The sequence below is a fragment of the Aliarcobacter lanthieri genome, assembly GCF_013201625.1.
Lineage (GTDB): Bacteria > Campylobacterota > Campylobacteria > Campylobacterales > Arcobacteraceae > Aliarcobacter > Aliarcobacter lanthieri.
Genome location: NZ_CP053839.1, coordinates 1,864,494 through 1,889,367 on the forward strand (window position 1 = coordinate 1,864,494; position 24,874 = coordinate 1,889,367).

Annotated in this window: 28 protein-coding genes; 3 read left to right on the forward strand and 25 right to left on the reverse strand. The window is 26.9% G+C overall.

What is annotated here, in order from left to right:
• Positions 1-6: 6 nt before the first annotated feature.
• Genes ALANTH_RS09430 through ALANTH_RS09470 form a run of 9 tightly spaced genes read right to left on the reverse strand, consistent with a single transcriptional unit; the run spans position 7 to position 6,934 of the window.
• Positions 7-696, reverse strand: coding sequence for a flagellar hook assembly protein FlgD (locus ALANTH_RS09430; RefSeq protein ID WP_026808228.1), 690 nt, complete (start codon positions 694-696; stop codon positions 7-9).
• A gap of 10 nt (positions 697-706) precedes the next feature.
• Positions 707-994 (reverse strand): FliM/FliN family flagellar motor switch protein, encoded by a 288-nt coding sequence (locus ALANTH_RS09435; RefSeq protein WP_026803949.1) that lies wholly within the window; start codon positions 992-994, stop codon positions 707-709.
• A gap of 48 nt (positions 995-1,042) precedes the next feature.
• Positions 1,043-1,798: a FliH/SctL family protein gene (locus ALANTH_RS09440; protein ID WP_026803950.1), complete on the reverse strand. Its 756-nt coding sequence runs from the start codon at positions 1,796-1,798 to the stop codon at positions 1,043-1,045.
• Positions 1,798-2,808: a flagellar motor switch protein FliG gene (fliG, locus tag ALANTH_RS09445; RefSeq protein WP_026803951.1), complete on the reverse strand. Its 1,011-nt coding sequence runs from the start codon at positions 2,806-2,808 to the stop codon at positions 1,798-1,800. The genes ALANTH_RS09440 and fliG overlap by 1 nt, the downstream gene beginning before the upstream one ends.
• A gap of 9 nt (positions 2,809-2,817) precedes the next feature.
• Positions 2,818-4,533, reverse strand: coding sequence for a flagellar basal-body MS-ring/collar protein FliF (gene fliF / locus ALANTH_RS09450; protein WP_026803952.1), 1,716 nt, complete (start codon positions 4,531-4,533; stop codon positions 2,818-2,820).
• 12 nt (positions 4,534-4,545) lie between these two features.
• The gene (gene flgB / locus ALANTH_RS09455) at positions 4,546-4,941 is read right to left on the reverse strand and encodes a flagellar basal body rod protein FlgB (protein ID WP_026803953.1); all 396 of its coding nucleotides are present in this window, start codon (positions 4,939-4,941) and stop codon (positions 4,546-4,548) included.
• Positions 4,941-5,660 (reverse strand): flagellar hook-basal body protein, encoded by a 720-nt coding sequence (locus ALANTH_RS09460; RefSeq protein ID WP_026808229.1) that lies wholly within the window; start codon positions 5,658-5,660, stop codon positions 4,941-4,943. The genes flgB and ALANTH_RS09460 overlap by 1 nt, the downstream gene beginning before the upstream one ends.
• 11 nt (positions 5,661-5,671) lie before the next feature.
• Complete coding sequence (locus ALANTH_RS09465; protein WP_026803955.1) at positions 5,672-6,547, reverse strand: hypothetical protein; 876 nt, start codon at positions 6,545-6,547, stop codon at positions 5,672-5,674.
• Between the two features lie 15 nt (positions 6,548-6,562).
• On the reverse strand, positions 6,563-6,934 hold the full coding sequence (locus ALANTH_RS09470) for a response regulator (RefSeq protein ID WP_026803956.1): 372 nt from the start codon (positions 6,932-6,934) through the stop codon (positions 6,563-6,565).
• A gap of 163 nt (positions 6,935-7,097) precedes the next feature.
• Between ALANTH_RS09470 and flgG the strand changes: the two genes are divergently transcribed.
• Genes flgG through ALANTH_RS09485 form a run of 3 tightly spaced genes read left to right on the forward strand, consistent with a single transcriptional unit; the run spans position 7,098 to position 9,144 of the window.
• Positions 7,098-7,886: a flagellar basal-body rod protein FlgG gene (gene flgG, locus ALANTH_RS09475; RefSeq protein ID WP_026803957.1), complete on the forward strand. Its 789-nt coding sequence runs from the start codon at positions 7,098-7,100 to the stop codon at positions 7,884-7,886.
• A gap of 21 nt (positions 7,887-7,907) precedes the next feature.
• Positions 7,908-8,294 carry a hypothetical protein gene (locus tag ALANTH_RS09480; protein WP_026803958.1) on the forward strand — a complete coding sequence of 129 codons (387 nt, stop codon included), beginning with the start codon at positions 7,908-7,910 and terminating at the stop codon, positions 8,292-8,294.
• The gene (locus ALANTH_RS09485; protein WP_026808230.1) at positions 8,281-9,144 is read left to right on the forward strand and encodes a hypothetical protein; all 864 of its coding nucleotides are present in this window, start codon (positions 8,281-8,283) and stop codon (positions 9,142-9,144) included. Before ALANTH_RS09480 ends, ALANTH_RS09485 begins: the two co-directional genes overlap by 14 nt.
• Positions 9,145-9,147: 3 nt before the next feature.
• Here the strand turns inward: ALANTH_RS09485 and rimM are convergent, their stop codons facing one another.
• The 16 genes from rimM to ALANTH_RS09565 all read right to left on the reverse strand — a co-directional run bounded on the left by rimM (position 9,148) and on the right by ALANTH_RS09565 (position 24,754).
• Positions 9,148-9,681 carry a ribosome maturation factor RimM gene (gene rimM / locus ALANTH_RS09490; protein WP_026808231.1) on the reverse strand — a complete coding sequence of 178 codons (534 nt, stop codon included), beginning with the start codon at positions 9,679-9,681 and terminating at the stop codon, positions 9,148-9,150.
• 3 nt (positions 9,682-9,684) lie between these two features.
• Positions 9,685-9,924: a KH domain-containing protein gene (locus tag ALANTH_RS09495; protein ID WP_026803961.1), complete on the reverse strand. Its 240-nt coding sequence runs from the start codon at positions 9,922-9,924 to the stop codon at positions 9,685-9,687.
• Between the two features lie 16 nt (positions 9,925-9,940).
• The gene (gene rpsP / locus ALANTH_RS09500) at positions 9,941-10,168 is read right to left on the reverse strand and encodes a 30S ribosomal protein S16 (RefSeq protein WP_026803962.1); all 228 of its coding nucleotides are present in this window, start codon (positions 10,166-10,168) and stop codon (positions 9,941-9,943) included.
• 77 nt (positions 10,169-10,245) lie between these two features.
• The gene (ffh, locus tag ALANTH_RS09505) at positions 10,246-11,598 is read right to left on the reverse strand and encodes a signal recognition particle protein (protein ID WP_026808232.1); all 1,353 of its coding nucleotides are present in this window, start codon (positions 11,596-11,598) and stop codon (positions 10,246-10,248) included.
• 149 nt (positions 11,599-11,747) lie between these two features.
• Positions 11,748-12,500, reverse strand: a complete 753-nt coding sequence (locus ALANTH_RS09510) for a pseudouridine synthase family protein (RefSeq protein ID WP_026808233.1) — start codon at positions 12,498-12,500, stop codon at positions 11,748-11,750.
• Entirely contained in the window at positions 12,491-13,642 is a 1,152-nt protein-coding gene (gene waaA / locus ALANTH_RS09515; protein WP_119171297.1) for a lipid IV(A) 3-deoxy-D-manno-octulosonic acid transferase, read from the reverse strand. Before waaA ends, ALANTH_RS09510 begins: the two co-directional genes overlap by 10 nt.
• A complete protein-coding gene (locus ALANTH_RS09520; RefSeq protein ID WP_026803966.1) occupies positions 13,642-14,370 on the reverse strand; it encodes a zinc ribbon domain-containing protein in 729 nt (242 codons plus the stop codon). The genes waaA and ALANTH_RS09520 overlap by 1 nt, the downstream gene beginning before the upstream one ends.
• Positions 14,363-15,118, reverse strand: a complete 756-nt coding sequence (locus ALANTH_RS09525; protein ID WP_026803967.1) for a Nif3-like dinuclear metal center hexameric protein — start codon at positions 15,116-15,118, stop codon at positions 14,363-14,365. Before ALANTH_RS09525 ends, ALANTH_RS09520 begins: the two co-directional genes overlap by 8 nt.
• Positions 15,118-15,999 (reverse strand): glycine--tRNA ligase subunit alpha, encoded by an 882-nt coding sequence (glyQ, locus tag ALANTH_RS09530; RefSeq protein WP_026803968.1) that lies wholly within the window; start codon positions 15,997-15,999, stop codon positions 15,118-15,120. Before glyQ ends, ALANTH_RS09525 begins: the two co-directional genes overlap by 1 nt.
• Positions 16,000-16,230 carry a glutaredoxin family protein gene (locus tag ALANTH_RS09535; RefSeq protein ID WP_026803969.1) on the reverse strand — a complete coding sequence of 77 codons (231 nt, stop codon included), beginning with the start codon at positions 16,228-16,230 and terminating at the stop codon, positions 16,000-16,002.
• Positions 16,230-16,724 carry a 5-(carboxyamino)imidazole ribonucleotide mutase gene (purE, locus tag ALANTH_RS09540; protein WP_026803970.1) on the reverse strand — a complete coding sequence of 165 codons (495 nt, stop codon included), beginning with the start codon at positions 16,722-16,724 and terminating at the stop codon, positions 16,230-16,232. The genes ALANTH_RS09535 and purE overlap by 1 nt, the downstream gene beginning before the upstream one ends.
• Positions 16,725-16,762: 38 nt before the next feature.
• Positions 16,763-18,019, reverse strand: coding sequence for a glycosyltransferase family protein (locus ALANTH_RS09545; RefSeq protein ID WP_026808235.1), 1,257 nt, complete (start codon positions 18,017-18,019; stop codon positions 16,763-16,765).
• Between the two features lie 15 nt (positions 18,020-18,034).
• Positions 18,035-19,321: a peptidase U32 family protein gene (locus ALANTH_RS09550; RefSeq protein WP_026803972.1), complete on the reverse strand. Its 1,287-nt coding sequence runs from the start codon at positions 19,319-19,321 to the stop codon at positions 18,035-18,037.
• 109 nt (positions 19,322-19,430) lie between these two features.
• The gene (locus ALANTH_RS09555; RefSeq protein WP_172658514.1) at positions 19,431-22,232 is read right to left on the reverse strand and encodes a cache domain-containing protein; all 2,802 of its coding nucleotides are present in this window, start codon (positions 22,230-22,232) and stop codon (positions 19,431-19,433) included.
• A gap of 124 nt (positions 22,233-22,356) precedes the next feature.
• Positions 22,357-23,886, reverse strand: coding sequence for a DNA repair protein RecN (locus ALANTH_RS09560; RefSeq protein WP_026808237.1), 1,530 nt, complete (start codon positions 23,884-23,886; stop codon positions 22,357-22,359).
• Between the two features lies 1 nt (position 23,887).
• Complete coding sequence (locus tag ALANTH_RS09565) at positions 23,888-24,754, reverse strand: NAD(+)/NADH kinase (RefSeq protein ID WP_026808238.1); 867 nt, start codon at positions 24,752-24,754, stop codon at positions 23,888-23,890.
• Positions 24,755-24,874: the final 120 nt, after the last annotated feature.

Here is a 24,874-nt window from a genome sequence, read left to right on the forward strand (position 1 = left end):
GTCCTTTTAGTAAACTTTAGTAATTGAAGAAAATGGAAATTCAGTAGGATTTTTAGAGTAGATATTACCATCATTTCCACTTAACTCATATTTATGTTCTTCTAATGTTTTTCCATCTTTGTCTTTTATTATTAATTTTCCATCTTCAAGTTTTGGAACTCCTGGTCCATCCAAAACTATAGTTTCTCCAGTTTTTTTACCATTTTCATCATATATATTTCCATCTACATCATATACTATATCTTTCGACTTTGCATCTTCACCTTCACCTTCTGTTAATTTTACTCCAGAGTGAGTATATAAATATTCATAGGCTACAACTATTACTTCTCCATCTTTCATTTCGATAGAGCCAACCGTATAACCTTTTGTTGAACCATCTTCATAAGTTGAACCATTCTCAACTCCTCTTCCAATAATTCCAGTTGCTGTAGAAAGTGATGATTGAGTAAATGCTGTTTGAATCGATTGTAAAGCTTTAATCATTTCCATATTTGAATTTAATGTACTCATTTGCATCTGTGTTGATAACATTTTAGATGAATCCATAGGCTTTGTAGGATCTTGAAGTTTAAGCTCCTCAATCATAAGCTTTAAAAAATCATTTGTTGTTAATTGATCATTACTTATACTTTGAGTGTATTGATTACCATATGCGTCTGTTGCACTATTTACTGTCATACTATTATCTGCCATTTTAAACTCCTTATATCATATGTTCATCAAAGAAATATCTAACAACATTATCAGAATCCATAGCATCTTGAACTCTAACTGCTAGTTTCTCATCAATTACGATTATATCACCAGTTCCTATAATCCTTGAATTTACATAAATTTCTCCACCAGAACCTGCTGGTTTATGCAAAGAGATTATATCACCTTCTGTTAATTTCAAAAATTCACCAATAGATATACTTGTGCTACCAAGCATAACATCAACAACAATTTCTGTATCAACTAATAAATCATAAACTCTTTCACTAATTTCCATTTTAATACTTTTTTATATTATTTAGTAGATTATAACATAAAATCTATATTATATTACTAAATCTAAGGATTCAAGCATTGAAGATACTTTTGCTTCAATACTTCCATCATAATTTCCTAAATCACTAGCAATAACAACTCCCCCTGCTACAACATTAGCATCTTCAGAAAGTTCTATAAAAGGTTCTAATTCTAAATCTTTTTTTAAGATATAATAATCTTTTGGATTAAGATGAATTTTAACTTTTGAAGCATTTTTAAGTTTTAAAAGCAATTGATTTATAGTTTGTTTAGCGATTTTTGTAGAGTTTTCACCTACTTCAATATTTATAATTTTTTGTGCAATAGTAATAGATGTTTTTAAAAGTTTACTTTCTAACTGAAAAGTTGCTTGTTCAAAAAATGTTGCATATTGTTTTAAATCTTTTATAGCTTTTACAACTTGTGCATCTAAATCTTTTCCCTTTGTTATAGCATCTTGTTCAATCATTGTAACTTTTTGTGACACTTGTTCAATCTTTTGAGTTAATTTCTCAAATTCTAGAAATATTGGTTCTATTTTTTCAAGTACTTCACTATTATCTACGATGTTTACATGCTCTTTAAGAGTATGCTTTTCTTCTTCAATATTTTGAACTTTAGCAGTTTGTTCAACTTCTTCATCGCCAATTTTTAATGGTACAAAATGTTGAGATTCTTCTTTATCTACTTTTAAGTTTTTCTTATTAAAACTAGATAATTCAAATTTTTGTATATTATCATCAGTTCTTACTACTTTTGCAGTTGAATATACATTTTCAGCCATTAATTGTTCTCTCTTTCTATTACTCCATCATCCATTAACTTTTGGGCAACAGCAAGCATTCTTCTTTGAGCAGCTTCAATATCTTTGATTTTAACTTTTGTAAGCATTTCGCTCTCTTCAAAGAATCTATCTTTAACCCTTTGAGACATAGCACTTGTAACTTTATCAATTTGCTCTTCAGTTGCATTTTTCATAGCAACAGCAACATCTGCTGATTCAACACCTTGAATAATTTTCATAATATATTCTGTATCCAAATTTAATAAATCTTCAAATACAAACATATTATCTTTAATTCTTGCAGCTAAAGCAGTATCTATACCATTGATATTTTTTAAAATATCCATAGCTTTTGGTCCCATTTTATTAAGCATATCGGCAACGACTTTAACTCCACCAACATCAACAATAGAAGACAATAAAGATTCTAGTTTTCTTTCTAATACAGCTGAAATAGTTCTTACAACATCTGGCGAAACATCTTTTATTGTTGCTATTTGAATACTTACTTTTACTCTTATTTCTTCATCTAGTTCCATTAAAACATCAGCTGATTTTGAGGGATCCATATGAGCCAATATAACTGCAATTGTATGAGGAGATTCATCTTTAATAAAATCACTTAACTGCTTTGGATTTACACCATCTAAATAAGAGAACGCTTGATTTGCTAATTTCATTCGTGAAAGTTTTTCTAAAACCTCATCAGCAGCTTCTTGTCCAATTGACTTATATAAAATTTCTTTAGCAAAATCATATCCACCTGAACTAATAAACCCTTTAGTTCTAGTATATAAATGAAATTCTTCAAGTATTGCCAAAGATACTTCTTTATTTATTGATTGTATTTGAGTAATGGCTGTTGATATACTTTCTACATATTCTTTATCCAAATATTGAAATATTTTAACAGTTGAATCTTCACCTATTAATACAAAAAATCTTGCGACTTTTTCTATCATAGACATACCCTTTAATATATCAATTTCACTATATGCATCTACAGCCATTAATTAACCTTATTTAAAATTAACATTACCTTCACTTAAAAGTAACTCTATCATTCTAGCAATATCTGCTGGATTACCATTTATTTCTCTATCTAGTTCCTCTATAAAAACTTCATACTTAGCAGCTGATTCTTCATCTAGTCCATCAATATTATTTAATATCTGACTTTTAACTTTTGATTTTAGCCTTCCTTGTGCTGTATTTTGATCAAATTCATCATCAAGACCAGCCAACATATCTTTAACTAAATCTTCATCATCAACTAATATTTCTTGTTTTTTCCCTTCACCTAATATAACCATATCATTACTTGCAATAAATTTCTTATAAAAAATAAATAAAAGTAATCCAACAATTAAATATTGAATATAATCTTTATATTCTTCTAATATAGATTTTACATTCATTGCACTTATATAACTACTACTTGAACCAATGATATTACCATGTTCATCAATCAACTCACCATTCTCATTATAATTTTTAAGTCCAACAAATTTGAAATCTCTCACTGTAATTGTGTCACCTCTTGCTTTATCATAACCTATTGCATCGGCTGCTAATGATTCCAAAGATGCTAAAAACTCAGCTTTTTCAGGATGGTCTTGTAAAACACTCGAATCAAATGTAACAGAAGCTGTAATCCTTCTAATATTTGTAAAATTACCATCTCTTTGTGATATTAGTTTTCTTGATATTTCATAATTAGTAACAGTATTTGAACTCTCACTATTTTGTGATAATTTATTGTTATCTAAAGCCATCTGTGGAGGTTGTATATTATTATCTACTCCAGCAACTCCACCAACATTTACAGGAAGACCTTGAGCATTACTTGTATTTTCTATAACCTGTTGAGAACGTATACTTCCTTCTGGACTATAAATCTCCTCTTCAATATCTTTTTTAACAAAATCCAAAGTAACATTTACTTTAGCAACAACTCTTCCAACTCCAACAACTGGTTCCAATAATGTTATAATCTTCTGTTCATAATCATTTTCTACTCTATCTTTAAATTTTGTTTGAATAGTTGACTTTTGTGTATTTACTTCTTCAGCTGATACTTCTAGCAGATTTCCATCTTGGTCTATTAACTGAATATTTTCACTTTTTAGATCCGGAACAGCTGATGATATAAAATTCTTTATTCCATCAACTTGTTTTTGAGTTAAGAAAATACCTTGTTTTAAAGTAATAACAGCTGATGCTGTTGTATCGCTTTTTTTCTCAGTAAATATTGTTTCTTTTGGAATAGCTATTTTTACACCCGCCTTTAAAACTCCAGATAAAGACTCTAAACTTTTACTAAGCTCACCTTCTAAAGCTCTTAAATACTTAACTTTATTCTCAAAATTTGTTGTACCTAAAGATGACTTCTCAAAAATTTCCCATCCAACATGTTTATTTGTAGAAGCTTCACTTGTAACAAGTTTTATTTTTGCAATATTTATAAACTCTTTTGAAGTTTTTAAAGTAAGATTATTCCCACTTCCTGTTACTATAAACTGTATTCCTGCATTTTCAAGCTCTTCAGTTGCTCTCATTACATCAGCTTGAGTAAGATTTGATGCAATCGTATAACTTAGCTTTTTATCTTCTGCTTTTACACTACTATATATTAAAAATCCAGCTATCAAAAGTACTAATACTGCAAATCCACCTACAATTGCAATTCTTTGTGCTTTGTTTAGATTATTTATAAACTTTAAAAGTTGTTCCATCTAAAACCTTAATTAGCTTTTACCAGAGGCATCAATAACCGATCTGAATAATCTTGAATCTTTTTTTATTGAAGATTGTATTGCATCAAAAATTATTTTATTTTTTGATTGCTCACTCATTTGACTATCTAAATTTACATTATTTCCATCATTTTGTTCAACTAGATTTGGAACTTGAACTAATCTTGGATTACTTAATCCTTTATAGTCCAAATTTTGCATATGATTTGAACTAGTTCTTTTTAATTTTAAAATATTTTGTTTTTCTAATTCTTCATCAAATATTAAATCTTTTGTTTTATAGTTTGGTGTATTTACATTTGCAATATTACTAGATATTACTTTTTGTCGTTCTCCTCTAAAATTCAACTGTTCAAAAAGTTTATTTGATATTTCACTTGCTTGCATTATCTAGTACTTCCTCCAATTTTCTCTATCAATCCAGCATTTAATTCATCTATTGTTTTGATAGCTTTTTGAGATTGTTCAAATCTTCTATGAGCATCTATTAATTCAACCATTGTACTAACTCTATTAACATTAGATTGTTCAACAGATCCTCTTAAAATTCTATTATCATTAATATCAAAATTTACTACTTCTTCTTCATTTATTGCTCGATAAGTATTGTCTCCAACTTTTTCAAGATTAGTAAAAGGTGTTTGAACAACTCCAATTTGTAATTCAAATCCATCTTCAACTTCTATAGCACCATTATCTGCATTTAATACATTATTACCGTTACCATCTACTAAGAAACCATCTAGATTTTTAAAAGCCCCATTTCTTGTATAGACAATATCTCCATTTTCATTTTGGATTTTAAAAAAAGTTTCATTGTCATTTAGTGAAAAATCTAACTCATTTCCTGTCATCAAAACAGGTCCCATTTGTGGATTTGTATATCTTGTATCAATTTTTGGAATAGTATTTGTAACTATAGACTCAACCAATGGAGTTTTATGCTCATTTTGCATTCTTTGTAAATAATAGTTAAATGATGTTTCTGCTGTTCCTTCTTGTTTAAATCCAATAGTATCAACATTTGCAAGATTATTACTTATTTGATCTAATCTATTAATTTGATTAATCATAGATGCAGCTAAGGGATAAACTCCTTGATTCATACTAGTCTCCTTTAATTACTAAATTCTGCTATTAATTTATCTAAATCATCACCAACTAAATCTTCTGTATCACTATCACCATGAATATGTCTAGCCATAGGTATATCTTTTGGATTATCTTCTTCGAAAAGATTATTTAAATAAATAGATAATTTTCTAATAACAGACATTACTCTTTCAATTTTTTGTCTATTAATATCATTAAATTGCATTAATTCCATACCTTGGAAGATATGCATATCTTCGTCATCTATTGACGTTTTCAAAGCTTTTAAAGAGCTTTCAAAGTTTTTTACTTTTTCTAATTGTTGTTGAAATATATTAATATTTGGGAATTTATTACTTAATGAGTTCAGAAGTCTTTCTTGAGATAAACAAAATTCTTCATACTCTTTTATTTTTTTTCTTAGTTCCCCATTATTATCTAAAGTTAAACTTAATACATCAAAAATTTGAGAAACTTTTTCTTCAGAATCATTTGCAACTTGGCTTAATTGTGTAACAACTTTTGTATCATTTTCTGCTGGGAAAGGAAATACTCCTTCATTTATTTTTGAAGAAGACCACTCTTTTACAATTTCTTCTTTTACTTTATCATCTTCTGCTTCATTACCTTTAATATTTTTTGGAGTATTTAGTTGTTCTTCTACAGCTTTTTCATCTATATCTTGCAAGAGAGTTTCAATTTCATTTATTTTTTTATCACTTGAAACAGGAATACTATCTTTATTGTCATCATTATCAACTTGAGATAATAATTCTTCTATCTCTTTTGTATTTATTTTATCTTCTTCTTTTGGCTCTTCTTTAGCAACATCCGTACTGTCATCACTTGGAATATCCAAACCATTCATCAAGGCTTCAATATCTTCTTGACTCATACTCATAGCAAACCCCTTAATTTATTTTTTCAAAACACCATCTAATTTTTCTTTTAAAACTTCTGCATTAAAAGGTTTAACTATATAGTTATTAACTCCTGCTTTTAAAGCAGTAATTACTTCACTTTTCCCACCTTCAGTAGTAATCATTATAATTGGTGTTTTTTGATGAGTTCCTTCACTTCTTACTTTTTTAACAAGTTCTAAACCATTCATATTTGGCATATTCCAATCTGTTAAAATAACATCATAGTGTCCTTCTGTTAACAACTTCCAAGCTTTTAACCCATCCTCTGCTTCATCAAAACTCTCTTTATTAAATCCTAATTGCATAACTACATTACCAATAATTCTTCTCATTGTTGAGCTATCATCAACTATTAGTATTCTCATACTTTGCCTCTTTATGTTTAAATTATTTCAATTAACTATGCATTATATTAAATTTGTTTTAAATATTTACTTAAAATTATTTTCATCAAAATAAGGAGTTTTTATCTAAGTTTAATTCTTATTAAAATATAATATTAAACAATTGATAATCAAGGAGAATTCTATGATTAGAGGACTTTACACAGCAGCAACTGGTATGAATGCAATGCAACATCAAATTGATGTTACATCAAATAATATTGCCAATGTTAATACTACTGGATTTAAACAAGATAGAGCAGAGTTTCAAGACTTAATTTATGAGTCTTTGAACTATACAGCAGGTCAGACAACTCAAGATACTATGAACCCTACAGGAATAGATGCTGGACTTGGAGTAAGACTTGCAAATATACAAAAGAATTTTACAGAGGGTGATTTAAAAACTACTTCAAATCCACTTGACATTGCTATTGTAGGTAAAGGATTCTTCCAAATTACACTTCCAAGTGGCGAAATAGCTTACTCAAGAAATGGTAACTTTAAATTAAATGATGAGGGAACAATAGTAAATGGGAATGGATATCCACTTGAACCTGAAATTGTAATTCCACAAGAGTATAAAGACTTAAGCATTGGTAATGATGGTTTTGTATCAGCAAAAGATCCTCAAACTGGAGATACAATTGAATTAGGACAAATTGTTTTGGCCGATTTCATAAATCCAGCAGGATTAACTCCATTAGGTGATTCTTTATTTATGCAAAGTGAAGCTAGTGGAGATGTTGTAGAGGGGAATCCTCTAACAGCACAATTTGGAGGATTAAGACAAGGAATGATTGAAAGTTCAAACGTTAAACTTGTAAATGAAATGGTTGATTTAATAACAGCTCAAAGAGCTTATGAAGCAAATTCAAAAGCAATAACAACTGCTGATAATATGCTTGATGTAGTAAATAGATTAAAAAATTAATTTTAACTTATAAACGTTATTATGAATTTTGAAGAATTAAGAAAAAGGCGAGAAAAAAATTTAAAAGGACATAAGCAAAAGAAAAGAGCTTATTACCTAAAAAGTAAACTCAGAAAAGAGATAGATTATGAAGATGAACTAAAAGATGAAAATTTTTTAGCAAAAATAAAAGAGATTGCAAAAAACCAAAAACTTCATATGGATAGCCGCCAAGAATCTATCAAAGCAAAAATAAAAGCTTATAGAGAATTAAAGAAAGAATATTATGAGCAAAATAGAGAAAAAAGACTAGAGTATGATAAAGAGTATAGAGAAAAGAAGAAAGAAGAATTAAGAGAATATCGTCAAAAGTATTATGAAAAACTAAAAGAGAAAAAATTAAAAGAAAAGCAAGATGGAAAAAACTAATATAGCTCCTGAAAATAATGTTAATGAAACTATAGAATCTGAAGTGGAAAAAACAGAAGAGAAAAAAAGCAAAGCAGCTCTTATAAAAAAAGTTTTAATTATAGCCATAGCTATTTTAACTTTATTAGTAATTATATTAATACTTGTTTTTTTGCTCAAAAGTTCTAGTAAAGAAGAAACTGTTGAAGCTCCTCAAGTAACATTAGAAGAACCAGTTACTACTCAAGAAGTTGAAGTTAATGAACCAAAAGAGTTTAAATTTGATTTTAATAATTTAGAACCAGAAAAACTAAATGAACAGTTAGCCTTACTAACAAATAAAAATTTAGAAATACAAAGAACAGAAGAATTTAATAATAATTCAAAAGATAAAGTAGAATCAGAATCTTTATTTCCAAAAGATGAAAAAGAAGATAAGAAAGAAGAAAATATTGCTATAAATAATAATGAACAAACTATATATAAAGAAGACACTAAAGCCATTGAGATAGTAGAACAAAAAAAAGATATCGAAAAAGCAAAACCTAATGTAATTCCTCAAATTGAAAATACTATAGTAAATGAAGAGAATACAATAAATAATAATGATTCTTCACCTTTCGTAAAACTTATAAACGTAGCAAAGATAAAAGGTGATTTAAATAAAAAATACTTAGATAAAGCTATTACAGTAAATCCTAATATTTTACTATGTAGAGATGAAATAAATAACATAGAACTATACTATGGTCCATTCATAGATGATGAGTTAAGAGATGAATTACTTAAAAAATTATTAAGTAAAGGATTTAAAGAGGCCTATATTTTAGAAATGCTAGAAGATGAGTTTAATAAAAGATGTAACTATTAAAACTTAAGAGTTTTCTAAAATATCATAAGAGTTTTTAACAAGAATTTTTTTAGATTCTATATCTATACTTTCAATAAAATGATCAAGAATATGTGGAATTAAAAAAGTTTTTGGAAGATTTTTATTGTCTACAAGTTCAATATCAGTAGTAACTTCTAAATAATCATTTAATGGGAATCTATGCATATCTTTTACTTTTCCCAATTTTAAACCATTTTCATAAACTTCACAAGCAATTAAATCAAACCAAAAATGTTCATTTTCATTTAATTTACAAAGTTCTTTTGTATTTTCAATAGATGTAAAAAGTTCACTATTTGTAAGTTTTTTTGCACTATCCATATCTAGATAATCTTCAAACCTAACAAGTTCTCTTTTTTCATTATATTCTAAAACTTTTAATTCAAGTTTTCTATTAGTAGTGAAAACTGCACCTTTTTTAAACTGTTCAGGAAAATCAGAGTCTATAAAAAGCCTTAAATAACCTTGTAATCCTACTGCTTTTCCTAATTTTGCAACATAAATACTATTTTTCATTTATTACTTTGTAACTACTTGTATTTTATATGATATTCCATCTTTTGCTTTACAACCATTTGCAATAGTTTTTAAAGCATTTATCATATTGCCATTTTTACCAATAAGCTTTCCAATATCAACACTATTAACGCTTATTGTTATCTCAGCAAAATGATCATCTATTTGTTCTTTAGAAACAACAACATCTTCTGGAACAGCTACAACTAATTTTGCATAATTTTCTATGAAATTTGTAATCATGTTATTTCAATATAAATTATTTTGAAGCTAATTTTTTAACTTTTTCAGAAGGTTTTGCACCAACACTTAACCAATAGTTATATCTTTCTTCATCAATTTTAAGAACTTTTGGCTCAGCAACTGGGTTAAAATAACCAATTGATTCAATCCATCCTGAATCTCTTCTTTTTCTTGAATCTGTTACAACGATTCTATAAAATGGTTTTTTATTTCTTCCCATTCTTGTTAATCTAATTACTGTCATATTTTTTTCCTTTTTTAAATTTATAGTATTGAATTCTAAACTCTACAAAGTTCACAACTCAATACTATTTAAAATATTTATCTTGGTATTTTAGGCATACCATTTGCTCCAACTTGAGAGAGCATATTTTGTAAACCTTTCATACCACCTTTACTTGATAACTGTTTTGCCATTTTTGAAGCATTCTTAAATTGCTTTAAAATTTTATTAACTTGAACTTCACTAAGTCCTGAACCTAAAGAAATTCTTTTCTTTCTACTAGGATTTAACAAATCTGGATTTTCTCTTTCTTTAGGAGTCATTGAACCAATAAGAGCTTTTATTCGTATTATTTCTTTTGAGTTTTCAAAATCCATATCTTTTAAAGCAGGAGCCATAGAAGAAAGTCCTGGTATCATTCCAATGATAGATTTTAAACTCCCTAATTTACTCATCATTTGAAGCTGATCTAAAAAGTCATTGAAATTGAATTCACCTTTTTTTATCTTTCTAGTAACTTCTTTTGCCTTCTTTTCATCAATAAGAGTTGATGTTTTTTCTGCAAGTCCAGCTATGTCTCCAAGTCCTAAAAGTCTTGATACAATTCTATCTGGAATAAATACTTCTAAATCTGGCATTTTTTCACCAATACCAATAAATCTTAATGGAACTTCAACTTGAGAGGCAATACTAAGAGCAACTCCACCTTTTGTATCTCCATCATATTTTGATAAGATAACTCCATCTATTCCTATTTTTTCTTTAAATGTTGTTGCTGTTTTTGTAGCATCATGTCCTGTTAAAGAATCTGCAACATAAAAAATCTCATTTGGATTTATAGTGTTTTTAATGTCTTTTAACTGATCCATCAACTCTTCATCTATTGCTAATCGTCCAGCAGTATCTATTAAGAGTACATCATAATGCTCTTTTATAGCTTTCTCTTTTGCACTTTGTGCTATTTTAATTGGATTTTTCTCAGTATCATCAAAATATATATCAACTTCAATAGAAGCTGCTATTTGTTTTAACTGTTCAACTGCTGCAAGTCTTTGTAAGTCACAAGCTGCAACTAAAACTTTTTTCTTTCTAGTTTTTAAATAATTTGCTAATTTACCTGTTGTTGTTGTTTTACCACTTCCTTGAAGTCCAGTCATCAAAACAACAGTTGGAGGAGTTGAAGAAAATACAAAACCTTGGTTTCCATTAGCTGTTAAGGTTTTAGTAAGTTCTTCTTTTAAAACTTTTATAAAATTATCTTGTCCAATTCCTATGTTTTTTGTACCTATTTCAATAGCATTCAATAACTCTTTTGTAGTTTTATGGTGAACATCAGCTTTTAAAAATGCTTTTTTTAATTCAGATATAGCACGACTAAGCGATGCAACATCATCTTGATGTCTTATCTTATTTACTACGCCACGTATTGAACCTGTTATTGAATCAAACAAAATACTTCTCCATAAATTTTAATTTTTGGATTTTATTAAAACTTTACTTTAATATAGATTAATTTCTATTTTCTTTTAAGTGTATTTTTAGTTTATAATTTAAACAGATACCGTTTTTACGCTATGTGTATATTTTATAAACTTAAATTTTAATTAAAATCATACACTTTAAACTCTTTTGGTTCACGAGCTTCAAAAGTATAATCAAAAATTTTAGTAATCTTTGAATGTAATAATACTCTATTTACATTTGAAGCTGTTCTACCATATATTGCATCTCCAATAATTGGTAAACCAACTGAACTTAAATGTACTCTAATTTGATGAGTTCTTCCACTTTCAATTACCAATTTTATTTTTGACTTATTTCCTTCAACTAACATTGGATAAACAGTAGTTTTTGCACTTTTACCATATTTATCAATTTTAGATTTTGCCATTCCTCTATCTTTTGTTGTTAAAATTGGTTTATCTATTACTATTTCTTCAATAACTTTTCCTTCAACAATAGCAACATACTCTTTATAAACTCTATTTTGAGCAAATTCTTTAATAGCTTTTTTTTGAAAATCTTCATTCTTAGCAAACATCATAACACCACTTGTCTCTTTATCAAGTCTATTTAGCAATATAGCATTTTCAAAAGTTTTTGCTACTTCATCTGCTGTTATAAAAGCTGGTTTATCAACAACTAAAATATTTTCATCTTCAAAAATAACTTTAGTTTTTGCTACTTCTTTTACACTAAATTTTGTATCAGCTTTAATTTCTCCACGTGCTATTAAAACTTTTTTATCACCAACTTTAACTAAACCTCTATCAATTAATTCTTTTGCTTTTGAATTTGAAATTTTTTCTTGTTGTGCTAAAAGTTTATAAGCTTTATCATACATTACAGCCATTTATTTATCTCCTTAATTATTGGATCAAAAGATCCAGCTTTTGTAAGCTCTGGTTTTTTTAAAGTTTTTAAATTCTCTAAATAAATTCCTAATTCACTCTTTTCAATTAAATAATAGTTTTTTATACAATCAAAAAGTGATTTTTGGTTAAAAATATTTTTACCACTTATTATAATATTTCCAAAATATGCTGGTTCTATTGGATTATGTCCACCAATTTTTTCAAATGCTCCGCCTAAAATAGTAACATCACTTATTGCATAAATATCATTTAGAATCCCCATTTTATCAACTAAAATAATATCACTCATAAAATCTTCTTGATAGCTAAATCTATTATAAGTTAAATTCTTATCTTTTATAAAGTTTTTAATTAATAAATCAACTTTTTCAAATCTCTCTGGATGTCTTGGAACAATAACCAGCTTACCAAATTCTTTTTTATATGCATTTAATATTAATTCTTCTTCATTTTCATGAGTACTTCCAGCAGTTATTAAAACTTCTTTTGGTTTTGGTAAATCATATTTTTTTTGTGGAAGTTGAGCTAATTTTATATTGCCAATAACTTCAATATTTTTTGCACCTAATTCTTCAAGCCTTTTTTTATCAATTTCACTTTGTGCAAAAACTTTATCAATATGTTTGAATATCTTTTTATAAAAAAAGCTAAATTTTTTATATGATTTATATGATTTATCAGAAATCCTAGCATTTATTAGTATAGTTTTAGCACCTTTTTTCTGTGCAATACAAAATAACATATACCAAAGTTCTGCTTCCATCACAACTAAAACTTTTTGTTTTCTAATCCAAAATGGTAAAAATATTTCAAATGGAAGATATCTTACACTATTTATAATACTTTTTGCTTCAATAAACCCTGTATTTGTAATAACAGATACATTTGCTTCATCTTTATATATATCAATTAGTGGCTTAATAGCCTTTACTTCTCCCATAGAGCAAGAGTGAAACCAAACGCCAGATTTTTCAAATTTAGGATTATTTTTTAAAAAAAATTTTGCAGGAATTGCTTGTTTATATTTATTTGTTCTTGTTTTATATAATAAAAAAGGGATAAGTAGTATATAAACAACTATTAAAATAAGATTGTAAAATATACTAAAGAGGCTCAAAATTAAGCCTCTTTTGAAATAGTTTCTTCTTCACCTTTATAAAGAATTCTTCCACAGTGAAGACAATTAACAATTTCTTCACCTTTAATAACTTCAGCATAAGTTTTATCATTAATTTTCATAAAACATCCATAACAAGCCTGTTTTTTTACAGGAACAACTGCTGTATCTTTTGCCCATCTTTTTATTTTTTCATAGAAAGTTAAAATTTTTTTATCAAATTGTCCTAAAAGTTCATTTCTTTGAGAATAAACAACATTTCTTTCTTCATTTATTTTCTCAATTTCTTCATCAACAGCAACTTTAATTTCTTTAATATCTTCTTCTTCAACTTTTAATTTTTCTTGAAGCTCTTTTAAAGTATCTTCTTTAGCAACAGTTAACTTATCAAGTCTTTCTATCTCTTCATTTGCAAATGTAATTTGCTCTTTTGCGATATCTTCTTCAAGTTGGAGAGCTTTTAACTCTTTTTCATTTGTTACATCTTTATTTTTTTTTGCAATACTATCTAACTTTGTTTTTAAATCAGCAAGATGTATATTATTCTTAGTTCTTTTTGATTTTAACTCATCTATTTCTAAATAAATAGAGTTTATAGAACTTTTCAATGCTTCTGCTGTTTCTACAAAAACTGCTAATTTTGACTTTTGATTCTCAATCTTTGGATCAAATTGACTAATACTTGTATCATATTTTGATAAAGTTATTAAATCTTGTAAATACTTATTCAATGGTTTCTCCTTCTATAAAAAACTCAAATGGATTTTTTGAAGCTGTTATTATAGCTTTTAATTTATTTTTTTTCAAATATTCATTTAAAAGTTGTTCTAATAATATATTAAAACTATTTTCACTCTCGTAATGACGGATATCAATTAAAGACAAATTTCTTGCCTTTGCCTCCATAGCATCATGATATTTTATATCACCAGTTATAAAACAATCTGCCTTAACGTTATCTATTAAACTCATAGCTGAACCTGTGCAAATAGCTATAGTTTTTATATACTCTTTAGTTTTTACAAACTTAAAATTTTTTAGTTTCAATCTTTTACTTATATATTTTAGTAAATCTTCAAAACTCATATTTACTTCACAATTTACTATAAACTCATTTTGATTTAATATGTTAAATCCTAAAATATTTTCAACAACAAATCTATTTAAATGTGTTTTATCAATATTTGTATGCATAGAAATAAGTGCAATATCTTTTTTTATAAGCTCTTTTAATATTTTTGTACTATAAGTATCATAATTTACTTTTTTGATTCCACTAAAAATTAATGGATGATGAGTTATTACAAGAGAATTTGCTTTTAAAGTTTCAACTAAAGGTAAATCCAAATCCATACAAAGATATAAGTTTTCAAAACTATCACTCATATTTCCTATAATAAGTCCGGAATTATCCCATTTTTCTTGTAATTCAAAAGGTGAAACTGAGTCTAAAAACTCATATATATCTTTTATTATCACTATCTTCCAACTCTTTTTAATCGTTCTTGTTCTTGTTCTTTATACATAACTGCACAAGACTGTGCAAGTTCACGCACTTTTAAAATATAGTTTTGTCGTTCAGTAACACTTATAGCTTTTCGTGCATCAAGAGTATTAAAAGTATGACTTGCAATCATACATTGATCATAAGCAGGAAGGGGTAAGGAAGCTTCCAAACAAGATTTACATTCATTAAATGCATCATCAAAATGCCTAAATAAAATATCAGTATTTGCTATTTCAAAATTATATTTAGAAAACTCATATTCACCTTCTTTATGAACATCTGCATATGTTGTTTTCCCAAATTTATTTTCATTCCAAACTATATCAAATACACTATCTACACCTTGTAGATACATAGCAAGTCTTTCCGTTCCATAAGTTATTTCTACAGCAACTGGATCACAAGCTAAACCTCCTACTTGTTGAAAATATGTAAATTGTGTAACTTCCATACCATCAAGCCAAACTTCCCATCCAAGTCCCCAAGCACCTAATGTTGGAGATTCCCAATTGTCTTCAACAAATCTAATATCATGTCTACTCAAATCTAGTCCTAAAAACTCTAAAGATTTTAAATATAAATCTTGTATATTATCTGGGCTTGGTTTTATCAAAACTTGGAATTGATAATAAGCACCTAGTCTATTTGGATTCTCTCCATATCTTCCATCTGTAGGACGACGACTAGGAGCTACATAAGCTGTACTCCAAGGAGTACTATCTAAACTTCTTAAAAGTGTTGCTGGATGGAATGTTCCAGCACCAGCAGGAATATCATAAGGTTGGACAATATTACATCCTTCCTTTGCCCAAAATTCTTGTAATTTTAATAGCATTTGTGAAAATGTAACCATCTATTTAATTCCTAACTCTTTATTTATTTTTTCTTTATCAAAACCACAAATCCAAGAGTTACCTATTAAAATAACAGGAGCACCTGAACATCGTTTTTGACAATCTTTTAAAGCATTCTTATTTTTGCTTAAATCTATAAGATTATATTTTAGTTTTTTACTTTTTAAGTAATTAGTAGCCTCTTTGCACCACTTACAATTAGGTAAAGTAAATAGTGCAATAGGTTTCATTATAGTAATACTTCTATATCTTTTGAATCACTCTCAACAGCTTTTGCTTTAACCATTCTATCTTCTTTTAATTTAACAGCTAAATCTTTATCATTAATAGCTAAGATTTGCATTGCTAAATAAGCTGCATTAATAGCTCCAGCTTTTCCTAAAGCAACAGTAGCAACAGGCATTCCTGCTGGCATTTGAACAGTAGAAAGCATAGCATCCATACCATCCATTGCTCCACCTTTCATAGGAACTCCTATAATTGGTTTTGTTGTTGTTGCAGCTAATGCTCCTGCTAAATGTGCAGCCATTCCAGCAGCTGCTATGAATGCAACAGCACCTTTTTCTTCTGCTTCTTTAACATACTCTTTAGTTCTTTCTGGACTTCTATGTGCTGAAGATATAATTAACTCATATTTTACATTAAACTGTTCAAAAGTATCAGCACAGTTTTTCATAATTTCATAATCAGATTTACTTCCCATTATAATTGATACAAATTTCATTTTTCACCTTTTTATTTTTTAAAAATCATAAGATTATATCAAAAAGTTTCTAATAAATTTATAATCTTTTCTACTTTGAGTTTTTTCCATTCATCAAATTTATTAATTGTTAATAAATCATTTTCATATACAAATTTCGATAGATTTTTTGAACTATTTTTTATAAAAATTGGCTTTACATAATTATAATATTTTAAAATTGTAGAATAATCTTCACTTGTCATTATACAAACAGTTGGTATCATAAAAGCATCACTTATATGTAAAGCAGATGTATTTGTTGTAATTATTTTATCCATAGAAGATACTATAAACATAAAATCTTCTATAGTTTTTGAAAAGCTTGATAAATCTAAAAGATTATCACTTTTTATTTTTGGATCAATATTTAAGGTTGTAACAATAATATAATCATCTAATTTTTCAATTAAAGATTTTAATATATCAATAGCAAAACTTTGCGGTATAGACTTATTTATTGTGGCACTATATGGATGATATAAAAGTAGCTTACCCTTTTTCTTTACTTCTGCAAGTTTATTATGTAAACCTTTTGTCAAGGTAAAATGTTCTGTTTTTAGTATAGAATATTTATCTAAATTAGATACTGTTTTATAATTAATCCCAAATTTAAGCAACCAACTATCTATAATATTTAAGTCTAAATTTTTACTAATATCAATACTATTGTCAACATAATAATCATATTCACATATTTTCTTACTATCTATACTTAAAGGTAAAATTTCATTTATATATTCTTGAGTTCTATAAATATCTTTATCCCTATTGTAATAACTATTATTAGAGGCTCTTATATAAATATCTAGTTTAACATTTGAATATATCTCTTTTAACTTTTTATAAAATATTCTCAAAGCTGACATAGAAGCTATCATATCACTTATACTATTTCCCAAACTTCCAATAATGGCAACACTTATACTACCTTTATGAAAGCTTTTTAATTGATGAAATAAATTTTGCTCTTTTATATCAAAGAAATCTATATTTTCAAATTTTGTTCTATTTTCGAACTCTTGTTTGTTCAAAATTCCTAACTCTACAGGGAAACGTGGATTTTCTTTAACAGAATTCTCATTTATAATTTTTGCCATATATTTATTCTTATCAACTTTTGCAAGAATATCTTTGAAATCCAAAAAATCATCATAAGTCGTAATATAAACTGTTTCATTTTCAACACCAACAGGAGCTTTAAATCTATTATATTTTATAACAGTTCCATCTGTTATTTTTATATTTATATTCTGAGTAACTCTAAAAAAAATCATATTATATAAATAACTCTATTCTAAATTTTCATCACAGTTTTCAACTCTAAACATAGTTAAATATGGTAATTTTGAAGGAAGTTTTATCTTATTTATATTTCCACTATGAACTGATTCTAACTCTTTATTTGTTTCAGTTAAAATCTTTTTAAAATTTATATAATAAAGTCCATCTTTTTTAAAAATCTTTCCTATTTCATTATCACATTCAAGAAGTTCTTCATCTTTTGGAGTGAATATTTCAATATCTTCATTTGGATAAACCTTATATTTACATAAAAAATGTTCTTCATCTTCTGTTACAAGTCCTGTAACTTCATAACTTCCTTTACTCAATGCATAATCATGATTTTGTGAATCTGTTTTTTCAAATGGTCTATGGATTAAATAGGCATCAGTAAATCCTCTATTTTTTGTAGTATATAACTCTTTTTGATATTTTTCTGGTTCAAAAATACCAGCATTATAATCATCAATTGCTTCTCTATAAGCTTTTGCAGTTACTGCTGCATAATATGGAGATTTTGTTCTACCTTCTATTTTTAAACTATCAACTGCTTTGCTATCCAAAATCTCTTTTATATGAGATGCTAAATTCATATCTTTTGAATTAAAAATATATGTTCCAACCCCTGGTTCTTCTTCAAGTCTAAAAAGTGTTCCATGATCTTCATTCGCAGCATATAAAGTATATTGGAATCTACAGTCATTTGCACAACTACCTCTATTAGGTACTCTTCCCATTTGTACTGCACTTACTAAACATCTACCACTATAAGCAAAACACATAGAACCATGTACAAAAATCTCTATTTCCATATCTGGTAGATGCTTTTTTATCTCCATAACATCTTTTAAAGATATTTCTCTTGCAACAACTATTCTTTTTACTCCCATATCCCAAAAAACTTGTGCATCAAGATAATTTAAAACATTTGCTTGAGTTGAAAGATGAATATCTATTTGTGGAGCTATTTCACGACAAAGTTTTACAACTCCAGGAGCAGCAACAATAAAAGCATCTGGTTTAAGTGCAGCCATAGTAGCAATATGTTTTTTCAATAGTTCTATTTGTGAATTAAAAGGAAATCCATTTATAGTAGCATATACTTTTTTACCTCTTGCATGAGCATAATCTATTCCTTCTTTAAATGTTTCAAATGTAAATTCTTTTCCAGCTCTTATTCTCAAACTAAAATGACTAACTCCTGCATAAACTGCATCTGCTCCATATTTTATAGCTATTTTTAATTTCTCTAAATTACCTGCAGGAGAAAGCAATTCAACTTTTTTATTACTCATAAATTTCCTTTGATTTTATATACTGTATTATTTAATAAGCTAAGATTATATCTATTTTTTAATAAAAATTTGTATTTAAGATTTTAACTATAATTTAGAAAGAGAGCTTTTAAAAGCTCTCCCACTCATCATCTGTATTTTTTGAAGAAAATTGTTTTTGTTGTGGCTCTTTATTTGTTATTTTCTTTTCTATTTTAAGAGTTTGCTCAATTTTATCTTCTTTAGAAACTTTTTTAATATTATCTTTTTTTAATTGATCTAAACACTTAAATACTTCAAACATTGAACTATCAACTTGTTGAGATGTTTTTTGTAAAGTATCTCTATTAGGATTTGCTTTACAATCTTCATTTATATATTCTTGTACACTACTATGTACTATTTCATGGAACTGTTTTAAATTTTTCCAATTTTGTGTTTGAGTAAATGATATGGCTTGGTTTTCTTGTTCAATTAACCATTTTCCTAAATCACAATCAGTTGGTTTTGTTATACTCCAAACTGTTTTCGTTTGTCCAATTTTATTAAAATTTACAAGTTTGAATCTTATATGATCATTTTTTAATTTTGACACATTAAATACTAAATCAATATCTTCTATCTCTTTTGGATCACTTTGTTTAAACTTAGCACGATCTGCTATTTTTAAAAGATTTGTTGATAAATTAGATACTTCTAAAGCCAAGGAACTAATAATATTTGCAGAGTTTGCATTTACTTGAGTTACTCTATCTAAAGTATTAACTGTATCATTAATTTGTAAAATTCCAATTTCTTCTTCTTTACTACCTCTTGATACATCTTCAATCAATTCAATAGTATCATTTATATTTTTATTTAAAACAGTATATCCTTGCTTCATTTGATTAGCAATAGATTTTCCTTCATTTGCTTTTGAAGTTGCTTTTTCTACAATATCTTTTATTTCACGTGCTGCTTGTGCACTTCTATTTGCAAGATTTCTTACTTCTTGTGCTACAACTGCAAACCCTTTTCCTGCTTCTCCCGCTGTTGCTGCTTCTACTGCTGCATTTAAACTTAAGATATTTGTTTGGAATGCTATTTGGTCAATTACCTCTATAGCTTCGTTTATAGAACTTACCTCATTATTAATTTGATCCATAGCTTCATTTGTTTGAGAAGCTAATGTCTCTCCGTCTTTTGAAGATTGTTGAAGTTCTTGTGCTAAAATTGACATTTGAGAAGTTTTTTGTACACTTTGTTTAATAATAGCTGTTATCTCTTCAATAGCTGCAGCTGTTTGTTCCAAAGAAGCCGCCTGCTCATTTGCAGAAGTTGATAATTTTTTTGCACTATCAGATAATACAGCAGTATCACTATTTAATTTTTTCCCAGTTGCTACAATCATTGATAAAAATTCTGAAACAGTTGAACCAATTAGTTGCGTACTTGCAACTAATGATGACATTACCCCATTAACTTTTGTTATATCCATTTTAGAATCAATTGCTGCAAAATTAGAACTCCCATATTCAATAAGAACATTATTTAAACTTATTAAATTCTCATTTGTCTTTTCAATCATATGATTGATAGAATCTCTTAATCTTTGAATCTGTGGATTTGAAGATGTTTTATCAATCTTATATACATAAAAACCTTGAGAAATTTTATCTATAACTTCATCAACATTTTCAATAACTTTTCCATCTTCAACATAGCCATCTTTTAATTTTGAAATATAAGAGTTAAAACTATCAACAACTTTTCCTATTTCATCATTTGATTTTTTATTAATTCTATCTGTTTCACCATTTCCACTATTTATGTCATTAATAGCAATATCAAGTTCATCTAAAGGTTTAATAATTGCTTGATTTACAAAATAATTATAAATCAATACTGCTATTATCATTATAATAATTGCAAATCCTAAAATACTAAAAATTATACTATTTATTTTATCATTAGTATTTTGCTCCATCAAAGCAACTTCAGCTTCGATATCATCAACATAAGCACCCGTTCCAATAATCCAATCCCATGGCTCAAATTTTTGGACATAAGAGAATTTTGATTTTGGATCATTTTTTTTATCTGGTTTATCCCAATAATATTTTACTAAACCACCCTCTTTTTTCTCATTTGTTATTTTTGCCATTTCAACAAATAGTTTTGTCCCATAAGGATCTGCATAAGTACTTAAATCTGTTCCATCTAATTTTGGATTTGTAGGATGATGAATCATTTTTGGATGAGAATCATTTATCCAAAAATAGTCATTATTTGCATATCTCATATCAGAAATAGTTTTTAAAGCCTCTTTTTGAATTCTTGCTGTAGCATTTTCTACATACTCACCTGTACCAATTACCCAATTATAAGGAGAAAAAAGTTTTACAAAAGATACTTTTAATTGAGGTTCAGTAAAACCAGGTTTTGGCCATACATAATCTATAAACCCTTCTTTATCTTTCTTTGTAATATCAACAAACTCTTTAAAAATCTGTTTTCCTTTGGGATCTTTGTAGTCATACATATTTTTATTATTAAGTGATGGACTTATTGGATGAACTAATACAACAGCATCTAAATCATTTATCCAAAAATATCCAGTAGGACCATATCTTGTAGAGTTTACAATACTTTTTAGTCTCTCTTGTAAAGCATCATTTGATAAAGTATTTTTATATTTTTCATACTCTGCTTCTAAAATAGAAAATAAGAACTCTGTTTGTTTTTGAAGTTCACCTTCTAATTCTAGTTTAACTTTATCAACAGATGTTCTTTCATAATATGCCTCGACAGTTTTCATTGCTAAAGAGACATAGTTTCTAAGTTCATGCTCTTTTCTTAAATAAGCTTCTTCTTTATATCTATTTATTCCTTCAGTTGAAAAAGCTTTAATTGAATAAATAGAATCTATCGCAACAGCAATTGATATAAACATAATTGTTATTACAGATAAGATTAATATTTTGATCTTTATAGATAGGTTTTTAGTCATAATTGTTTCTCTCCAAAACAGAATTCTTCAATTATAACATTTAATAATTAAATATTGTATCTATTGACTATTTTAACAAGTTTTTTGCAAATTCTATAGCCTCATTAGTAACTTTTTCTCCACTTATCATTCTAGCAATTTCTTCTATTTTTTCATTATCTTTAAGTAGTTTTACTTTTGAAATACCATCTTTTTTATCTACTAAAAAATGTTGATTTGCACTAGCTGTTAGTTGAATTTGATGTGAAATTGCAAAAATTTGATAACTTGAACTAAGTTTTATTAGAACTTTTGATATTGCATCACTCTCTTTTCCACTTAAATTGGCATCTATTTCATCTAAAAATAAAATACCATTCTCACCTATATCAAACTCTACTATTGCACTTAAAAGTGCTAATCTTAGTCTATTATATTCTCCTGAACTAATAGTTTGTAAAGAAACACCATTTAGTTCAAAAAGTACTTCATCAATTCCATAATGATCTAAATCTTTATTATTAAATATTACTTTAGCACTATTTAAATATAGAAATTTTAAATATTCATTTATCTTATCTTCAAGAATTAATACACTATTTTTTCTACTTTTTGATATCTCTTTTGCTAAAGTCAATACATATTCTTCTAGTTTTATATATTTTTTTTCTAAATCTTCTTTTTCAAAACTGATATTATTATACTCTTCAAGCTCTTTTTTCTTTTGTTCTTTGTAATCTAAACACTCTTCTATAGAACCAAATCTTTTTATTAATGATGATATTTTTTCAATTCTTGTTAAAGTTTCTTCAATATTAATATCTTCTAATTCATTTAAATTATCTTTTGACTTTTCAATAATATTATTTAACTCATTCATAGTTTCATCAAAAAAGGCTGAATCAATTTCAATTAATTCAAGAAATTCATTTACGCTATTTGTAAATTCGAAAATATTACTAGCTTTTTTAACTACTTGTTCTATTTTCTCTTTTTTTGCTAAAGATTTTTTTAATTTATTTAACTCTTCATATTCATCAATTTTAGGATTTATCTCTTCAATTTTTTGAATTTCAAATTTTGCAAATTCTTTTAAATCTTCAAGATTTTTTTCATCTTCTTTTATTTTATTTAATCTCTTTTTTATATCTATAAGTTCTTTATAGTTACTATCAAAATTCTCTTTTGTTTTTTTAAATTCATTGCTATTTTGTGAAGACAATCTATCTAAAAATTCTATTAAAGTTTCACTTTTAAAATCACTAGTATCTCTTAGACTTAAATATTTTATTAAAGAATTTGATAATTCTTGAAGTGATTTTTTTGATATTGATTGATTATTTAAAAAATATCTTGTTTTATCTTTTTTAATACTTTTTATTACAATATCTTCTTCAAAAGATATATCGTATTCATCATTTTTTATTCTTGAATTATTTAAGTTTACTTCACCAATATCGCTTTTAACATCATTTAGAGCAAATAATGACAATAACTCTTGCATTAAAATAGATTTTCCAGCTCCACTTGGCCCTGTAAAAATATTTAATCCAGTATTAAACTCTAAATCAACTTCTTTAAAAGATAAACAATTTTTAAAATATACTCTAGTTATCAACTTAATTTCCCCATCTTAATTTTTCACTTAAAACTTTAAAAAAATCTCTACTACTTCGATGAAGCATTTTTGCTTTTTTTGTTGCAATTTTTATATTTAGTATCTCATCTTTTTTTAATTCATACATTTCTTGTCCATCTACGATAACAACAGCTTCACTACTATTTGGAACTTTGAATTCTATTTCAAAGTCAGCAGGAACAACAATTGGTCTTTGAGTTAAAGAGTGTGGTGCTATTGGCGTAATTATAAAAGCTTCTGTTAGAGGATATACTATTGGTCCACCAACAGATAAATTATATGCAGTTGAACCACTTGGAGTTGATACTATTAATCCATCTCCAAAATATGTATTAAAAGCTTTTTTATCAATTTTTGCTTTAACCTTAAGCATTGAAGATAAATTTTTTCGTGATATTACAATATCATTAAAGGCCACAAATTTTTTATCTTTAATAGAACCTTCTATTATCATTCTTGAATTAATTTTGTATTTATTAATCATCAAGTCATCTATAAATTTTGGAAGTTGTTCCATACTTAAATCTGTTAGAAAACCCAAAGTTCCTAAATTTATACCTAGAACAGGAAGATCATATTTAAAAGCTTTTCTTACAACTCCTAAAAGTGTTCCATCTCCACCAACACTTATTAGAAAATCTACATTTTTACATAAATCTTCAAAGTTTATTCCATTTCTTCCTATCATAACAGCAGAGTTGTCTTCTAAAATTAAAGATATCTCTTTTTTTAAAAATAGTTCTTCTATCTTTTCATAAACCTCTTTTAATTCAGGGCTTTCTGGTCTTAGAACAACGCCAATTTTTTCAATTTTATCTAATCTTTTACAACTTTTTTCTAATCTCAATTTTATAACCTAAATTAATTTTATATAAATAATATCTAATTTTAGTCAATTACTCATATAAAACTAATAAAAAAAGGGATATGCAAAAGCATATCCCTTTTTTATAAAAAGAATTACATA